Below are 16,343 nucleotides of genomic sequence, written 5' to 3'. Positions count from 1 at the left end.
CGTTACCGCGTAATACCCGATAGCTCTGCACTGTTTCGCGGTCGCGGAACTGGCGGGGCCTCATTCGCGCGGATGAAGTGGACGCCGAGTATAGACACGGGATACTCCAACCCTTATATTACGTTGTGTGGATGAATTTGATGGGGCGCATGATGCGGTTGACTGTCAGGTGGCGGGCGCTGAGCGTCATGCCCAAGCGGCGGTGAGTTTTCAGCGCCGGGCTGAGGATACGTGTGGGAGTGGTTCGAGCCGTGATCGTATTGTCACGGTGCATGTGGATCACAGTGGTCATCTTGACAGGATTGAGTTCGCCGCCCAGGTGTCGACCTTGTCGAAAAGCCAGTTGACGTCCAGCGTGATGGAGGCGTACAGGGCAGCGTTGAGCGATGTGCGCACCCAGATGGTTGCTGTGGCCTCAGAGATCTTCGGTGCTGATTCGCCGACCGTGCGAAAGCTTGCGGACCAATGACGGGCGATCTGCGTATTAACACTGACCAGCTTGATGAGCACCGGTGTCATGTCGCTCACGTGGGGCAGGGAATTCAGATGGCCCGTGATGCGTCCGTTCAGGTCGGTGTGGGTGATGGCGCGTTCGGCGTGTTGTGTTCGCCTTTTTTGGTCCCGCCCCTGTCGCTGGTGGAAGGTCAGGCGCGTGACGCGCTGTCAAGCGCGTCGAGCGCGTTGGACCGGCTGTGCAGTCAGCTGGGTATTGCTGTGGAGGATTTTACTGCTCACGAAGACGAGCTGGCACGCTCCTTCAACAATGAGGTGAGCGTGTGGGGGAAGCGAGGTCGGCGTGGCTAATCCTTTGGTGGCGCAGCGTCAGGACTCGACCAGCCCGCTTGCCGGCACGTTTCTTCTTGAAGACGGCGAGCAGCTGGTTGGCGCGTTCAATTCAGGCAGCTGGGTCAGTGGCGGTATGGCTGCGTTCGCTGCTGTAGGTGATGCGGCCAGTTTTATCGCTGACCCGATCGGTTCGCTGATCGCGATGGGTGCCGGATGGGTGCTTGAGCATGTTCACCCTTTGGATCAGTGGCTCGATGAGTTCACTGGTGATGCGGATCAGGTTGCGGCCTATGCTCAGACGTGGGGCAACATTAACACTCAGCTGTCCGCGTGCTCCCAGCAGTTGGCCGGGTATACGCGCTCTGACCTGTCATCTATGAGCGGGCAAACCATCAGCGCGATCACCGTCTTGGAAGCCGACCTGGGTAAGCTGATTGAGCAGGCAGGCAAGTGGGCCAGCGCGATGGGGCAGGCTCTTAACGTCGCTGCCACGCTTGTTCAGATTGTTCACGACCTGGTGCGTGATGCTCTATCTGAAATCATCGGCAAGTTCGCATCCGCCATTATCGAAGCGGTTGCCACCGCTGGGCTGGGTATTCCCGCTATCGCGGCGCAAATATCCACCAGTGTTGCCACGATGACATCCAGGATCAGCACAACTGTTCACAAGGTCATTGATTCAGTCAGGAATCTCAAGGGGCTGCTCGGCAAGCTCACCGAGTTGTTCAGGAAGTTCTCTGACACCCTCAACAGGCTCCTCCGCAAAGGCGCAGACGCCCCAGTGAATACAAAAGGCCTGGACGTGTCTTCGGTGCACTCACCGAAGGGCGCGCATCCCACCACGGGTCCGCCCGTCCCTGAACCGCACACCCGTGCGAGTGAACTCCCGCGAACCAAACAGGAGTTTGACCAATACAACATAGACTTGGAGCATTCGGATCCGCTCCTGAAAGATACGGATGCTGAGTGGGGCAGGAGACCTGACCACACTCCGTACACTGAAAATGAGTGGACACACGAGTTTGTTGATCCAGTAACAGGCGATGAGCTGTATCCTGATCCACCGTATGTGCCGGGCACTAAGGTACGCATGGGACTCGATGAATTCACAGCCGCATACGGCACCAGCGTTGACCGCATCGGCGAACCAAGAGGAAGATGGCTGGCTGTGGCGCCTGGCGGTGTGCCTGTCTCATTTGAAAGTCGCGCACTACCACACAAATCGCTCGCAGAGCCTCACTACTCCTATACGGTATCCAGTTTGCCTGAGGGCTGTACGTTTGAAGTGAGTAAGGTTGCACCCGGGTTCGGCTATTCTGGCGGCGGAACACAGATACAAGTCTTCGACCCAAAGGGCATAGAACTAACGGTCAAACAAATGATCACACTAGGGATTTTGAAATGATGCCACTCACGAGTCTTGACGAGCCGTTTTTCGAGGAGCTGAGGCTGCTGGCGGAATGTCGTAATGCTCTTTTTATGCGCAATATTCACCATCCTCGTTCGATCAGTATCAGTCATGCTGGTGATCCGATTTACCACTTGGCTCAGCTTGAGGATGGGCAGTTCGCATATGGAGGGAGCTCGCGAAACGGGGATATTCAATTTACGTTTTTTTCCCCGGATCTTGACCTGGTGACACGCTGGTTCATTTATCAGGCGGGCGAATCATTCCGCTGGGCGCAGCGCGGCTACGCGTCCTTGTACTTTCCGTGTTACACCTACGAGCAGCGGCCCGGATATGAACTGGTTGAGGTAGAAAAGTACACGTACGCTCTTAAGACGCCAGCTGGCCAGGTCCTGCCTTTCCGTATGCATGACTATATCGTCAATGACTATTCAGAGACTGTGCTGTTTTCTTATATCTGTGATATTCCGGTCCGGGATCTTCTTGACTCTTTTCTGGATCCTGATGGTCATCCAGCCCTCGAAGCATTCGTTGTCGAGGAATAGCGGGTGTGAGGGTGGTGTGAGGCTGTGTCGTTGATGAGTCTTGATGAGCCGTTCTTCGAAGAGCTGAGGCCGCTGGCGGAGAGTTCGGACGCTCTTTTCATGCGTAATGTGTTTCATCCGAATTCAGTCAGCCTCAGTTTCAACAACGGGGATCCGGTCTATCACGTGGCTCAGCTTGAGGATGGGCAGTTCGCATACGGAGAAAGCTCGCGAAACGAGAAGATTTTCTTCACTTTTTTTTCCCCGGATCTTGACCTGGTGACACGTTGGTTCATCTACCAGGCAGGCGAGGCGTTCCGCGTAAGAGCTGACTACGCGTCCTTGTACTTTCCGTGTCACACCTACGAGCAGCGGCCCGGATACGAACTGGTTGAGGTAGAAAAGTACACGTACACTCTTAAGACGCCAGCTGGCCAGGTCCTGTCAATGCGTATGGATGACGATCTTATCAACGACTATTCAGACACAGTGCTTTTCTCCTATATCTGTGACATCCCGGTCCAGGATCTCCTTTACTCTTTCCTGGACCCCGACGGGCGTCCAGCCCTCGAAGCATTCGTTGTCGAGGAATAACGTGTGTGCGGGTGGTGTGAGGCTGTGTCGTTGAAGAGTCTTGATGAGCCGTTTTTCGAGGAGCTGAGGCCGCTGGCGGAGAGTTCGGACGCTCTTTTCATGCGTAATGTGTTTCATCCGAATTCAGTCAGCCTCAGTTACAACGACGAGGACCCTGTCTATCACGTGGCTCAGCTTGAGGATGGGCAGTTCGCATACGGGGAAAGCTCCCGAAGCGGGGGTATCCAGTTTACGTTCTTTTCCCCGGATCTTGAACTGCCTACTCGCTGGCTTATTTACCAAGCAGGCGAGGCGTTCCGCGTAAGAGCTGACTGTGCGTCCTTGTACTTTCCGTGTTATACCTATGAGCAGCGGCCCGGATATGAACTGGTGGAGGTAGAAAAGTACACGTACGCTCTTAAGACGCCAGCTGGCCAGGTCCTGCCTTTCCGTATGCATGACGATATCGTCAATGACTATTCAGAGACTGTGCTGTTTTCTTATATCTGTGATATTCCGGTTCGGGATCTTCTTGACTCTTTTTTGGATCCTGATGGTCGCCCGGCTTTGGAAGCCTTTATCGTCGAGGAATAACGTGTGTGAGGAAGGTTGTAGATGCTGTGTCGTTGATGAGTCTTGATGAGCCGTTTGTCGAGGAGCTGAGGCTGCTGGCGGAATGTCGTAATGCTCTTTTTATGCGTAATGTGTTTCATCCGAACTCTGTCAGTCTCAGTTACAGTAATGGGGATCCGATTTACCACGTGGCTCAGCTTGAGGATGGGCAGTTCGCGTATGGAGGCAGCTCGCGGAATGAGAGGATTTTCTTTTCGTTTTTTTCCCCGGATCTTGACCTGGTGACGCGCTGGTTCATCTACCAGGCGGGCGAATCATTCCGCTGGGCGCAGCGCGGCTACGCGTCCTTGTACTTTCCGTGTTACACCTATGAGCAGCGCCCCGGATATGAACTGGTGGAGCTGGAAGCCCGCCGATATACGCTGAGAACGCCGGCTGGTCGGGTTTTGCCTTTTCGTATGCATGACGATCTCGTCAATGACTATTCAGAGACTGTGCTGTTTTCTTATATCTGTGATATTCCGGTTCGGGATCTTCTTGACTCTTTTCTGGATCCTGATGGTCATCCAGCCCTCGAAGCATTCGTTGTCGAGGAATAACGTGTGTGAGGAAGGTTGTAAAGGCTGTGTCGTTGAAGAGTCTTGATGAGCCGTTTTTCGAAGAGCTGTCGAAGCTGGCGGATTGTGCAGATGTTCATTTTATGCGCAATATTCACCATCCTCGTTCGATCAGTATCAGTCATGCTGGGGATCCGATCTACCACTTGGCTCAGCTTGAGGACGGGCAGTTCGCATACGGAGAAAGTACGCGAAACGAGAAGATTTTCTTCACTTTTTATTCCCCGGATCTTGACCTGGTGACGCGCTGGTTCATCTACCAGGCGGGCGAATCATTCCGCTGGGCGCAGCGCGGCTACGCGTCCTTGTACTTTCCGTGTTATACCTACGAGCAGCGGCCCGGATACGAACTGGTTGAGGTAGAAAAGTACACGTACACTCTCAGGACGCCAGCTGGCCAGGTCCTGCCGATGCGTATGGATGACGATCTTATCAACGACTATTCAGACACGGTGCTTTTCTCCTATATCTGTGACATCCCGGTCCAGGACCTTCTTGACTCTTTCCTGGACCCCGACGGCCGCCCGGCGCTCACCCGATTCATTGAAGACTAGAAGCGGGTGTCTTCGGATCCCGCCGCAGCGTGGAAGGCGATCGGGGTGACCGCTCAGCAGATTAGCTGGCCTCGTGCGGCGAGGCGGATGACTGCAGCGGTGAGGCGGCGACGGCGCTGACGCAACCGCCGCCATGTACAGCCTCTTACTTGCGGTACAAACTCTTGCGCCAGTACTCCGGCTCAGAGGTGACCTGAATGTCGAGATTGCGGAAAACTCCTTCATCCACGGATCCCAGAATCGTGGTGGTGTGAACCTGGCATCCGCGCAACTGTTTGAGATACTCCAACGCCTTCGCAGCGTTCGGATCAGTATCAGCCGACACGGACAGCGCAATCAGCACTTCATCTGTGTGCAGGCGCGGGTTGCGACTGCCCAGATGCTCAGTCTTCAGAGTCTGAATAGGCGCGATTGAGGAGGGCGCCAGCAGGTCGATCTTCTTATCAATCCCCGCCAGCACCTTCAACGCGTTCAGCAGCATCGCGGCCGAACATCCCAGCAGTTTCGACGTCTTACCTGTGATGATTCGTCCGTCATCGAGCTGCAGCGCACTGGCCGGCAGATGCGTCTTTCTGGCCAGCTCCAGTGCGGGAACCACCACCGGGCGGTCCTGGCGCGTGATGCCCAGTTTGCTCATCACAATGGCAATGCGTTGAGATTCAACTGGATCCTTGACATCACGCTTTTCAGCGACCAGAGCCTTGAAGTAACGGCGGATCACTTCCTGTTTGGCAGCTTCGCGGCATACCTCGTCATCGCTGATGCAGTAGCCAGCCATGTTGACACCCATGTCTGTGGGCGACTGGTAGGGGCTCGCCCCGACAAGTTCTTCGAGCAGTTGACGCAACAACGGGAAGACTTCCACGTCACGGTTGTAGTTAACGGCCTGTTTGCCGTAGGCAGCCAGGTGATAGGGGTCAATCATGTTGACGTCATCCAGGTCAGCCGTTGCCGCTTCATAGGCCAGGTTCACCGGATGGTCCAGTGGCAGGTTCCAGATCGGGAAGGTTTCAAACTTTGCGTATCCGGCCTTGTTCCCTCGAGCAAATTCGTGGTAGATCTGCGACAGGCACGTGGCCATCTTGCCCGATCCCGGCCCCGGGGCCGTTACGACGATCAGGTCGCGGCTGGTTTCGACAAAGTCATTACGCCCGAAACCCTTTTCCGATACCACCGTGTGCACAGCAGCTGGATATCCCTCGATAACGCGGTGACGCGCCACCTTCAAGCCCAGTTTCTCCAGCTTGCGTTTAAACGTCTTGGCCGACTTGTTGTCATCTTCCATCTGCGTCATCACGATGTTGTCAACCAGGAACCCACGTTCGCGGAACACGTCGACCAACCGCAATACGTCCTGTTCGTAGGAAATGCCCAGGTCGGCGCGCACCTTGTTGCGCTGGAGGTCTTTGGCGTTCAAGACGATGAGGATTTCCAGGTCGTCCTTGAGCTGTTCCAACATAGCGATCTTGTTATCCGGTGTGAATCCGGGCAGGACACGCGAAGCGTGCAGATCATCAAAAAGCTTGCCACCCATTTCCAGGTAAAGCTTGCCACCTATTTCTTTCCTGCGAGTGGCGATGTGGTCGGACTGTAAAGTGATGTATTTTTCGCGATCGAATCCACTACGGGCCATGAGTCCTCCAAAGGGGGTGTTTCACCGACAAGCCGCCGACAAGCGGATTGCCACCCGGCGACCCTGAAAAAGAGGAAGGACGGACCCGCTGTCAGGTCCGTCCTCCAACGTTTCGTACCCCTAATCGGATTTGAACCGATGTTACCGCCGTGAGAGGGCGATGTCCTAGGCCGCTAGACGATAGGGGCTCTGTTCAGTTATGACGCACTTGTACCCCCAATCGGATTTGAACCGATGTTACCGCCGTGAGAGGGCGATGTCCTGGGCCGCTAGACGATGGGGGCCTGTGAATGGACGGCAAGAAAATGGCCGAATCCGCTGGGGTACCAGGACTCGAACCTAGACTAAGTGAACCAGAATCACTCGTGCTGCCAATTACACCATACCCCATGGCGTTGGTTGCACTCACAGTACTGAAACTATGCCTGCAACGAAAGAAAACACTACCCGACGCGGGCTCTCCTGACAAATCCTACGGACGTGGAACAGCTCACCTACCGCGGCCCTACGTCCACAATATGCAGGACAACCCGGTTCGCCTCGTCGGTCGCATCCACGTCCACGACGGCCACGATGCGCCAGTCGCCATCACCGTTGGGATCATCCAACGTCTGCTCAACCAGCCACAGGTTCGACCCCACCAGTTCGTCAGGCACGCCAACTGCCAGTAGTTCAGCCTCGCTCGGATTTTCATTCAAATTGACGAGGGCGCCTGACCGCGCATTCTGATCAATCCCGATCCAGTCGTACTCCGCCCAGTATCGTTCCAGCGCATGATCCCAGCGCTCCTCATCCCATCCGCACCAGCTGTCCAGACGCGCCAGAGCGTCCACATCGTCTCGACTCATCAACTCCACGCGTTCGAACAGTGCGCGCAGCACGGCGGTGCGCATGGCATGACGGTTGGCGCTGAAAGCAACTGTTCCGTCCTCGCTGGCTCCAAACGCGACTTCCTGTCCTGACGCATCATCCTCACCCTCCTCGCGACGCTGCCCAGATGCCAGGGATTCCCATTCGTCCAGCAGAGAAGAGTCAATGGCGCGGATGAGGTGCGAGAGCCACTCCATGATCGCTGCCACTTCCTCGGTGACAACCCGGTCGGGCAACACCTGCCGCAATGAACGGTATGCATCGGTCAGATACCGCAGGATCACGCCTTCGGAACGCGCCACGTCATAGCGGGAGACAAGCTGCGTGAATGTCATCGCGTGTTCGATCATGTCGCGCACAACAGACTTGGGTGAGATGTGCTGGTCCCCGACCCACGGATTCGTCTGCACGTAGGTACGGAACGCGTCTTCAAGCAGATCAGCCAAAGGTTGCGGCCATGTCACCTCGGCCAGTGCTTCCATCCGCTCGTCATATTCGAGGCCCTCTGCCTTCATCGCGGCCATCGCCTTCGAGCGCGCCATGCGCTGCTGAGCGGCCAGCAGGGGACGAGGATCTTCCAGCACTGATTCGACAACTGAGACGACATCCAAGGCGTATGTGGGTGATTGCGCGTCCAGCAGGTCCAGCGCTGCCAGCGCGAACGGCGACAGCGGCTGGTTGAGTGCGAAGTCATCAGGCAGGTCACGCACCAGACGCACACGCGCCATCCCATCAGATTCAGCCTGCTCAGTGGAGACATGGTCGATGACGCCGGCCTGCCGCAAGGAGCGGTAAATGTCTGCGAGTGCGCGCATATGCGGATTGGAGTCGCGCGGCGGGTCGTCGTTCGTGCGAGCCAGTTCAATGAGGTGCGCAGCGGGATCATGACGCTGCCCTGCCAGCACGTTAAGCACCATCGAGTGACTGATCGCAAAATGTGACTGGAGACGTTCGGGTTCTGCATCACGCAGACGTTCAAACGTTGACCTCGTCCATGAAATCTGACCCTTCGCGGGTGCTTTCGTGGAGCGTTTAGCCGACTTCTTGGCGGCCTTCTTCGCAGCTGCCTCATCGCGCGCCTGACGGGCCGCTTCCTGCGCGGCGCTGAGCCGAGCCTTTTCGCGCGCAGCCTCCACCTCATGTTCGGGAGCGAGAACGCGGACAAATCCAACGGTGTCGTATCCCGTGCGCCCTGCTCTGCCGGCAATCTGATGAAATTCGCGTGCCGACAGGTGGCGCATGCGCCGCCCGTCGAATTTCACCAGCGACGTGATCAGCACGGTGCGGATCGGCACGTTGATCCCCACACCCAGCGTGTCAGTGCCGCACACAATAGCCAGGAGTCCCTGTTGCGTCAGGCGCTCGACGAGTCGGCGGTAGCGCGGCAGCATCCCCGCATGATGCACACCGATCCCCTGTGCGAGCAGTCCGCGCAACTGCTGCCCGAATCCGCGTGCAAAGGAGACAGTCCTGAGGATGCGGCTGATCTGCTTCTTTTGATCGTCGCTGATCAGGGAGGCCCGATCAAACGCGGCAGCAGTTGAGACGGCGTCATTTTGCGAAAAGTGCACAATGTAGACCGGCCAGCGTCCCTCTTTCAGGAGGCGCTCCACGCAGGTGCGCACGTCCTCGACCACATAGTCGAACTCGAGTGGCACGGGTCGTTGCGCATTGTCGACGAGGGCGACGTCCCGACCGGTGCGTTCTTTCCACTGTTCCTGAAAACGGGTGGTGTCACCGAGTGTGGCCGACAAGGCAATGAACTGTGGGGCGGTCAGTTCCAGCAGCGGCACCTGCCAGGCCCAGCCGCGCTCCGGGTCGGCGTAGAAGTGGAACTCATCCATGATGATCATGTCGGCATCGAGCGCATCGCCCTCACGAAGGGACTGGTTCGCCAGAATTTCGGCGGTGCAGCACACAATCGGTGCAAGCGGGTTGAGCGAGACATCCCCCGTGACCATGCCGACGTTGTGCGCACCGAACAGCTCGACCAGGTCGAAAAACTTTTCTGAGACCAGCGCTTTGAGCGGTGCCGTGTAATAGGAGCGGCCCGAATGAGCCAGGGAAACGAAATGTGCGGCCAGGGCGATCATGGATTTACCTGAACCGGTGGGCGTGGCTGCGATGACGTGATTGCCCATCACGATCTCCAGCAGTGACTGCTCCTGATGCGGGTACAGGGGTCTGCCCGTTGATGCCGCCCACGACTGGAACGCGCGCACCAGTTCATCGGGGTCGTCCAGATGTCCGGCATCTTCCAGGTCGTCGAGCAGTTCGTTCAGCGGGGCACTCATACACGCCATTGTGTCATTACTTGCCGCAGTCTCACATGGAGGATGACGCAAACATGATATCCGCGCCCTGTGGAAAGATGAGAACCGCTTTGTTAACTAAAGTGCCCATCACGCGATGAGATGAGAGAGGAGCTCGACGTGGAAATTGCCGATATGATCAAGGTCGTTGCGGATTGGATCACCGGTCACATCACCATGTGGATCCTTATTGGTGTCGGTATCTACCTGACAGTTCGCACCCGCGCCGTGCAGGTTCGCCTCTTTGGTCACATGGTCAAGACCGTGGGGTCATCCCGTCAGGACTCCAAAGGCGGGATCTCATCATTCCAGGCTTTCACCATTTCACTGGCAGCCCGCGTCGGCGTCGGCAACGTCTTCGGCGTAGCCGCAGCACTCCTGCTGGGCGGACCAGGCGCAATCTTTTGGATGTGGATCGTGGCAGCGGTTGGCATGTCCACCGCATTCGTGGAAGCGACCCTCGCGCAGGTCTTCAAGGTGAGGGACGCTGATGGTACGTATCGCGGTGGCCCGGCCTACTACATGCATCTGGGTATGAAGAGCAAACCCCTGGCGAACATTTTCGCCATCATCACGCTGCTCACCTGCGCATTCGTTATTACATCCGTTCAGTCCAACGCGATTGCGGAGACAATGGCCGCCGCCACTCCGATGAGCAAGTGGGTCATCGCAGCATTCCTGCTGGCATTTGCAGCACCTGTCATCTACGGCGGCATCCGCTCCGTGGCTCGGGTGACCGAGTGGATGGCACCGATCATGGCTCTGATATATCTGGTGATGGTCTTCATTATCTGCATCATGAACGCAGGCGAGATCGGCAATGTGCTGTCGATGATTTTCCGTTCCGCATTCGCACCTCAACCTGTGGTGGGCGGCCTGGCCGGCGGCATCATGGCTGCAGTGATCAACGGTGTTCAACGCGGCCTGTTCTCCAACGAGGCCGGTCAGGGCACCGCGCCGAACGCGGCCGCAACCGCAACCGTGTCCCACCCTGTCAAGCAGGGCCTGATCCAGTCTTTGGGTGTCTTTGTCGACACAATCATCGTGTGTACGGCAACCGCATTCGTCATCCTCATTGCAGGACCTTCGGTGTGGAGCGCTGAAGGCGTCAACCCCTCGAACCTGACTGCTCTGGCCGTTGCCGACAAGCTCGGCGCGTGGACCACCGTGCCGATGGCACTGATGATCTTTGTCCTGGCGTTCTCCTCCATCATCGCGGCCTACGTGTACTCCGATGTCAACATGGCGTTTGTGACGAAGCGCCCCTGGGCCACGTGGATGGTGCGCACCGTGTCAGTGGCCTCCGTCGTCATCGGTGCAGTTGCCCAGCTTCCATTGGTGTGGAACGCCGTGGATATTGCAATGGCGATCATGACAGTGACGAACCTGGTCGCCCTCGTCGTTCTGGGTCAATGGGCGTTCGGAGCACTGCGCGACTACGAGGACCAACGCAAGGCGGGCGTCAAGGATCCGGTGTTTGTCGGAGTGGATAATCCGCACCTTCCTGCGGACGTTCCCACCGACGTGTGGACCAAGTCGCGTCAGGAGTAGGACGCGTCATCCAGGAAGATTCAGGCGTGATGTGCGTTACAGTACAGTATGCGCATTGCACACTACATTGATCCGAATTTCCACTCCCCCGCCTGGGGGATCCTGAATGGTAATTGCACAACAATCACTCGCCTGGCGGGCGCGCCTTTCGAGGGGGAGCTGACTCCCCCGCTGCAGGCCACGAACTACGATGTGACGTCGGTTCACCTGCTCGCTCCCACTGAGGTAGCCACGGCCAAGGTGGTTGCTGTCGGGAAGAACTACGCTGACCACATTCAGGAGATGGGCGGGGAAGCACCACAGGAGCCACTGCTGTTCTTTAAGCCATCGACCGCCATCATCGGGCCTGGTGAGACGATCAAGTACCCCTCGTGGTCATCAAATGTGCATTACGAGGGGGAGCTGGCTGTCATTATCGGGTCGACATGTTCACAGGTCGCACCCCAGGATGTGCCGGCACATATTTTGGGGTTCACCTGCGCCAACGATGTGACAGCGCGCGATAAGCAACGCAGCGACGGGCAGTGGACGCGTGCGAAAGGCTTTGACACCTCGTGTCCTCTGGGTCCGTGGATCCTGATTCCTCAGGCAGATGATGAGTTCTCAGTCGGCGACGCTCATCTGCGCACCGTTCTGCGTGACACAGTTGTGCAGGACGTCTCAACTTCTTTCATGATCCGTCCGGTGTACGACTTGATCTCGTTCATCTCCCAATCCATCACCCTCAAGGCGGGAGATGTTGTACTGACAGGCACGCCAGCAGGGGTGGGGGAGCTACAGCGTGGTGATACGATCAGTGTCGAAATAGACGGGATTGGAACGCTGACGAATCCGATCGCCTGAGGCCGATACCTCACACGTAAGTTCCGGTCCTGACTTTTTCGCATCCCATTGGTCACGTTGAAGGAAGCAATCGTGAGTTCCACTGAGCCAATCGCACCCAACGCTGGGGCACCACATGCAGTACAGACACAGAAGGAACAGGGCCTGTCCGTTGAGATGGCCGGCCTGGATGTCATTCCTGAGTCGGATCGTAAAGGCAAACCATCAGATCTGTTCATGCCGTGGTTCGCTGCGAACATCTCCGTTCTGGGAATCTCATGGGGCGCATGGGTGCTCGGGTTCGGCATTTCCTTTACACAGGCCGTTATCGTCTCCATCGTCGGCATCACGTTCTCATTCCTGACCTGCGGCATCATCGCCATCGCAGGTAAACGAGGATCCGCCCCGACGCTCGTTTTGTCGCGCGCAGCATTCGGTGTGAACGGCAACCGCATTTCCGCCGCGATTTCATGGATCCTGACGGTGGGCTGGGAAATGTTCCTGTGCATCATTGCCACGCAGGCGTCCGCAACGGTGATGGGCGCCCTCGGCATGCACAATCATGTTGCCGCGCAGATCATTTCACTGGTACTCGTTGTCGCCATCGCAGGCGGTGCCGGCATCCTCGGGTTCGACACCATCATGAAGGTGCAGACCTGGATCACCTGGTTGACGGCGATCCTGACTGTCATCTACCTGGCATTGACCATCCCCACCATCGATCTCAGCGCGATCTCCGCTCTGCCGTCCGGCCCGTTCTCCGCAATGCTCGGCGCACTGTGCATGCTGCTCGCCGGTTTCGGATTCGGCTGGATCAACGCGGCCGCCGATTACTCGCGTTACCTTCCTCGTCGTGCCTCCACCGGCGGCGTGGTCGGCTGGACCACCTTCGGTGCCACGCTGCCCACTGTTGTCCTCGTGATCTTCGGTCTGTTGCTCGTTGGGTCCGATGAGTCGCTGGGACAGGCAATCGACCTGGATCCGATCGGCGCGCTGACCACGATTCTGCCGACCTGGTTCCTCATTCCGTTCGCCCTTGTCGCGATCCTCGGCCTGGTCGGAGGCATCGTCATGGACATCTATTCGTCGGGCCTGTCGCTGCTGGCGACGGGTGTGCCCATCAAGCGTCCGGTTGCCACCGCTCTGGACGGCACCATCATGCTGGTTGGCACAATCGCCGTCGTGTTCTTCTCCGCGAACTTCATTGACCCATTCACCGGCTTCCTCACCACGCTCGGCGTGGTCATCGCGGGCTGGGGTGGCGTCATGATCGCTGATATTCTGCTGCGTCGCTCCGACTACAACGAACCTGATTTGTTCCGCTCCTCCGGCGTGTACGGGTCCGTGAACTGGGGCGCGATCGCTTCCCTGGCTGCTGCAACATTCGTGGGTTGGGGCCTGGTGGTCAACAACGCCGCCAGCTGGCTGTCATGGCAGGGCTACCTGCTCGGCCCGATCGGTGGCCGCGAGGGCGACTGGGCGTACTCGAATATCGGGATCCTGCTGGCCATGCTGATCGGTTTTGCCGGCTATTTGCTGACCAGTCGTTCGCGTGTGCGCAAACAGGAAGAGGCTGGTGCCCGCACTTACGCTGACGGCGCTCAGGAAAGTGAGGACTGACCATGTCTGACGAGTCGATCCGCAGCGTTCTTCTGGATCAGCAGGCCCAGGACGGGGCCCGCACTATTGCGGAGCTGTCGGGGCGTGACCACCATGACCTGTTCGTGGTGCTCGGCTCGGGTCTGGCACATGCACTGGATGCTGTGATCGACGCGCCGGATTCTCAGTGCCGCTCGTTCGCGCTTTCCGACATTCCGGGGGTTGAGGCTCCCGTGGCTGATGGACACGTCAACACGATCCACTCGGTGCGAGTCGGCGCGTTGAATGTGCTTATTGCTCTGGGTCGTACGCATTTGTACGAGGGCGTCTCCCCCGCGTGTGTCACCGCATGTTCGAGGGCGGCTGCCGCAACCGGTGTTCACACTGCCCTGTTGTGCAACGCGAACGGATGTGTGCGCCAGTGGCAGCTGGGCGACGTCATGGCCATTGATGATCACCTGAATTTCTCAGGATATTCCCCGTTTAACGGGCCAATATTCGTGGATGTGACCAGCGTGTGGAATCGTGAACTGACCGATATCCTCGCTCAGCATTGTCAGCGCCGAGGTATCTACGCATGTATGCGCGGACCCGAGTATCAGACGCTTGCCGAGGGCCGCTGGCTCATGTCGACGGGTGCCGACTGCGTGGGCATGTCGACGGTGATGGAGGCGATCACTCTGCATGCGTTGGGTGTGCGCGTGTGCGGTATGAGCGTCGTATCCGACCTGTCGTTTGCTGACGCCCCCACTCACCCGAACGCAGTTGTTGAGGCAGCCGCAGCTGCCTCAACAACGATTGAATCAGGTTTCAGAGCGATCTGTTCTCAGGAGTAGATCTTCTGCATGTGCTCTTCGATTTCTTCCAGAGACTTCTTTGAGGTCTCCGGCATGATCTTGAACAGCACGACTGCGATCACGAGGTTCATCACACCGTAGATGGTGTAGGTGACTCCCCCGCCGAGCGCGTCCATCATCTTCGGGAACGTCCATGTAATGATCGCGTTCATGATCCACAGGCAGAAGACCGCGAATCCGTTCATGACGCCACGCGCATTGGCCGGGAACATTTCGCCCAGCATCGTCCACACAACAGTTCCGTTGGTGGACTGCACGATCAGCATAAAGACGCCCATCATGCCCAACACTGCGTACGGTGCCCACGAGGGAGGCTCGCCGCCACCCGTGATTGCCGGTGCAATGGTGAACTGGAAGAAAGCGGCAATGGCCAGCAGGCAGATGCCCACACCTGTGACGTCGAAAATCAGCAGCTGGCGCCTGCGGAAACGACCGATCAGCAGCAGGCCCAGTGCCGAGCCGATCACTGACATGACACCATTAGCGACCTGCGCGGTAATCGCGGCGGACGTTCCCATCCCTGCGTAGGACAGAACCTTCGGCGCGTAGTACATGATGGTGTTCACGCCGGTTGTCTGGTTGACGATTGCAAGGAAGATGCCCACGGCCAGAAGCTTGCGCAGCCACGGGATCCGCATGATCTCACTCAGACTGAGTTTCTTCTCAGCGACCTGGCGTTTGCGGGCCTCGATCATTTCGTTGATTTCGTCCTCGATCGGGCCGTCCTTTTCAGGGTCACGAACGCGCTTGAGCGTGCCGATCGCCTCGTAGACCTGTTTCTGGATAATGTGCCAACGGGAGGATTCGGGCATCAGGTGCATGCCAATCCACAGGAACACTGCGGGCAGAGTACATAGGACGATCATCCAGCGCCATGCCGAACCGTTGCCGGCGCTGATCGTCATCTGCATCATGAACTCGTGGATAGCAGACTGGTCGTTCCCGACCTGCTGGGCGACCAGTTCGTTCAACGAGTCCCATTCGTAGGTGCCTGGCGCAATCGCGCCCGTCGGGTCAGCCTTGACGGTGAGCTGAGGGCCACCGTGAGCCGAATTGATCGCCGCGTTCATGCTGAATGCGAGGAGCTGGCCGGTGACGATCATGAGCTGATCGACGGCAACAATGGAGCCTCGAATACGTTTGGGGGCACTCTCTGCCAAGAACACCGGGACAGTTGCGGACGCGCCGCCAACTGCCAAGCCCAGAATGAGGCGGAAGATGTACATGATCCACACGTTGGGTGAGAAGGTGTTGCCCAGCGCGCCAATAATGAACAGGATAGCCAGCATGATGATGTTGTGGCGACGACCGAATTTATCCGACAGGCGTCCACCGATCAAAGCGCCAAATGCAGCACCGATGGTGAGGACGCCGCCGATGGCTCCTTCTTCGAGCGGTGTCAGTTCCAGGCCGCCAGCACCGGCAGGCATGTACATGTACGGCAGAGCACCTGAGATCACACCGGTGTCGTAGCCGAACAATAGTGAACCGAGTGTCGCCACTGCTGTCAGTGCGACGATTCCTCGTTTCGGTCCTGAGGGCGGAGTTTTCTCCGCCATCTCCTTGATTCGTTCAGGCGTGTAGTCCGCGTAGGACAGCTCTGCCTCTTGCCTCTTGTCTGCCATGATTCTCCTCTTCAGCGAGTAAAGTGTGGCTGCACCGCC

General features: G+C 57.7%; 15 protein-coding genes and 3 tRNA genes. 12 read left to right on the top strand and 6 right to left on the bottom strand.

Annotation, left to right across the window (positions count from 1 at the left end; all coding sequences use genetic code 11):
- The first annotated feature begins 127 nt into the window (after positions 1-127).
- The 8 genes from BLT69_RS11245 to BLT69_RS03090 all read left to right on the top strand — a co-directional run bounded on the left by BLT69_RS11245 (position 128) and on the right by BLT69_RS03090 (position 5,035).
- Positions 128-469 (top strand): YbaB/EbfC family nucleoid-associated protein, encoded by a 342-nt coding sequence (locus tag BLT69_RS11245; RefSeq protein WP_083314432.1) that lies wholly within the window; start codon positions 128-130, stop codon positions 467-469.
- On the top strand, positions 466-804 hold the full coding sequence (locus BLT69_RS03120) for a type VII secretion target (RefSeq protein ID WP_074026186.1): 339 nt from the start codon (positions 466-468) through the stop codon (positions 802-804). The genes BLT69_RS11245 and BLT69_RS03120 overlap by 4 nt, the downstream gene beginning before the upstream one ends.
- Complete coding sequence (locus tag BLT69_RS03115; RefSeq protein WP_092648380.1) at positions 797-2,191, top strand: TNT domain-containing protein; 1,395 nt, start codon at positions 797-799, stop codon at positions 2,189-2,191. The genes BLT69_RS03120 and BLT69_RS03115 overlap by 8 nt, the downstream gene beginning before the upstream one ends.
- Positions 2,188-2,739 carry an Imm61 family immunity protein gene (locus BLT69_RS03110; RefSeq protein WP_092648379.1) on the top strand — a complete coding sequence of 184 codons (552 nt, stop codon included), beginning with the start codon at positions 2,188-2,190 and terminating at the stop codon, positions 2,737-2,739. The genes BLT69_RS03115 and BLT69_RS03110 overlap by 4 nt, the downstream gene beginning before the upstream one ends.
- A gap of 99 nt (positions 2,740-2,838) precedes the next feature.
- Positions 2,839-3,312, top strand: coding sequence for an Imm61 family immunity protein (locus tag BLT69_RS03105; RefSeq protein WP_157886334.1), 474 nt, complete (start codon positions 2,839-2,841; stop codon positions 3,310-3,312).
- Positions 3,313-3,411: 99 nt separating this feature from the next.
- Entirely contained in the window at positions 3,412-3,885 is a 474-nt protein-coding gene (locus BLT69_RS03100; protein WP_157886333.1) for an Imm61 family immunity protein, read from the top strand.
- Positions 3,886-3,890: 5 nt separating this feature from the next.
- Positions 3,891-4,463, top strand: coding sequence for an Imm61 family immunity protein (locus BLT69_RS03095; RefSeq protein ID WP_157886332.1), 573 nt, complete (start codon positions 3,891-3,893; stop codon positions 4,461-4,463).
- A gap of 5 nt (positions 4,464-4,468) precedes the next feature.
- Entirely contained in the window at positions 4,469-5,035 is a 567-nt protein-coding gene (locus BLT69_RS03090) for an Imm61 family immunity protein (RefSeq protein ID WP_157886331.1), read from the top strand.
- Between the two features lie 145 nt (positions 5,036-5,180).
- Here BLT69_RS03090 and BLT69_RS03085 read toward each other — a convergent pair whose 3' ends face one another.
- The 5 genes from BLT69_RS03085 to BLT69_RS03065 all read right to left on the bottom strand — a co-directional run bounded on the left by BLT69_RS03085 (position 5,181) and on the right by BLT69_RS03065 (position 9,832).
- On the bottom strand, positions 5,181-6,668 hold the full coding sequence (locus tag BLT69_RS03085) for a DUF1846 domain-containing protein (RefSeq protein ID WP_092648374.1): 1,488 nt from the start codon (positions 6,666-6,668) through the stop codon (positions 5,181-5,183).
- 115 nt (positions 6,669-6,783) lie between these two features.
- Positions 6,784-6,856, bottom strand: a tRNA-Glu gene (locus BLT69_RS03080).
- A gap of 23 nt (positions 6,857-6,879) precedes the next feature.
- Positions 6,880-6,952 (bottom strand) — tRNA-Glu (locus BLT69_RS03075).
- 34 nt (positions 6,953-6,986) lie between these two features.
- Positions 6,987-7,058 (bottom strand) — tRNA-Gln (locus BLT69_RS03070).
- A gap of 104 nt (positions 7,059-7,162) precedes the next feature.
- Positions 7,163-9,832, bottom strand: coding sequence for a DEAD/DEAH box helicase (locus tag BLT69_RS03065; protein ID WP_092648373.1), 2,670 nt, complete (start codon positions 9,830-9,832; stop codon positions 7,163-7,165).
- A 153-nt stretch (positions 9,833-9,985) separates the two neighbouring features.
- Here BLT69_RS03065 and BLT69_RS03060 point away from each other — a divergent pair, with 153 nt between their 5' ends.
- The 4 genes from BLT69_RS03060 to BLT69_RS03045 all read left to right on the top strand — a co-directional run bounded on the left by BLT69_RS03060 (position 9,986) and on the right by BLT69_RS03045 (position 14,658).
- Positions 9,986-11,401, top strand: coding sequence for an alanine/glycine:cation symporter family protein (locus BLT69_RS03060; RefSeq protein ID WP_371935767.1), 1,416 nt, complete (start codon positions 9,986-9,988; stop codon positions 11,399-11,401).
- 48 nt (positions 11,402-11,449) lie between these two features.
- On the top strand, positions 11,450-12,244 hold the full coding sequence (locus BLT69_RS03055; protein WP_092648372.1) for a fumarylacetoacetate hydrolase family protein: 795 nt from the start codon (positions 11,450-11,452) through the stop codon (positions 12,242-12,244).
- A gap of 156 nt (positions 12,245-12,400) precedes the next feature.
- Complete coding sequence (locus tag BLT69_RS03050) at positions 12,401-13,843, top strand: purine-cytosine permease family protein (RefSeq protein ID WP_092649076.1); 1,443 nt, start codon at positions 12,401-12,403, stop codon at positions 13,841-13,843.
- A gap of 2 nt (positions 13,844-13,845) precedes the next feature.
- Positions 13,846-14,658 carry a purine-nucleoside phosphorylase gene (locus BLT69_RS03045; protein WP_092648371.1) on the top strand — a complete coding sequence of 271 codons (813 nt, stop codon included), beginning with the start codon at positions 13,846-13,848 and terminating at the stop codon, positions 14,656-14,658.
- Here BLT69_RS03045 and BLT69_RS03040 read toward each other — a convergent pair.
- Positions 14,649-16,238, bottom strand: coding sequence for an MFS transporter (locus BLT69_RS03040; protein ID WP_257525467.1), 1,590 nt, complete (start codon positions 16,236-16,238; stop codon positions 14,649-14,651). The two genes, BLT69_RS03045 and BLT69_RS03040, sit on opposite strands and share 10 nt — an antisense overlap.
- Positions 16,239-16,343: the final 105 nt, after the last annotated feature.

It is taken from the genome of Schaalia radingae, from assembly GCF_900106055.1.
Lineage (GTDB): Bacteria > Actinomycetota > Actinomycetes > Actinomycetales > Actinomycetaceae > Pauljensenia > Pauljensenia radingae_A.
Note: the sequence above shows the minus strand (reverse complement) of the source record. Positions and strands in the feature narration are given on the sequence as shown.

Coding starts and splice junctions, on each gene's coding strand:
- BLT69_RS03120 (WP_074026186.1), top strand. CDS start 466: ATGACGGGCGATCTGCGTATTAACACTGACCAGCTTGATGAGCACCGG.
- BLT69_RS03110 (WP_092648379.1), top strand. CDS start 2,188: ATGATGCCACTCACGAGTCTTGACGAGCCGTTTTTCGAGGAGCTGAGG.
- BLT69_RS03105 (WP_157886334.1), top strand. CDS start 2,839: ATGCGTAATGTGTTTCATCCGAATTCAGTCAGCCTCAGTTTCAACAAC.
- BLT69_RS03100 (WP_157886333.1), top strand. CDS start 3,412: ATGCGTAATGTGTTTCATCCGAATTCAGTCAGCCTCAGTTACAACGAC.
- BLT69_RS03085 (WP_092648374.1), bottom strand. CDS start 6,668: ATGGCCCGTAGTGGATTCGATCGCGAAAAATACATCACTTTACAGTCC.
- BLT69_RS03065 (WP_092648373.1), bottom strand. CDS start 9,832: ATGAGTGCCCCGCTGAACGAACTGCTCGACGACCTGGAAGATGCCGGA.
- BLT69_RS03060 (WP_371935767.1), top strand. CDS start 9,986: ATGATCAAGGTCGTTGCGGATTGGATCACCGGTCACATCACCATGTGG.
- BLT69_RS03055 (WP_092648372.1), top strand. CDS start 11,450: ATGCGCATTGCACACTACATTGATCCGAATTTCCACTCCCCCGCCTGG.
- BLT69_RS03050 (WP_092649076.1), top strand. CDS start 12,401: ATGGCCGGCCTGGATGTCATTCCTGAGTCGGATCGTAAAGGCAAACCA.
- BLT69_RS03045 (WP_092648371.1), top strand. CDS start 13,846: ATGTCTGACGAGTCGATCCGCAGCGTTCTTCTGGATCAGCAGGCCCAG.
- BLT69_RS03040 (WP_257525467.1), bottom strand. CDS start 16,238: ATGGCGGAGAAAACTCCGCCCTCAGGACCGAAACGAGGAATCGTCGCA.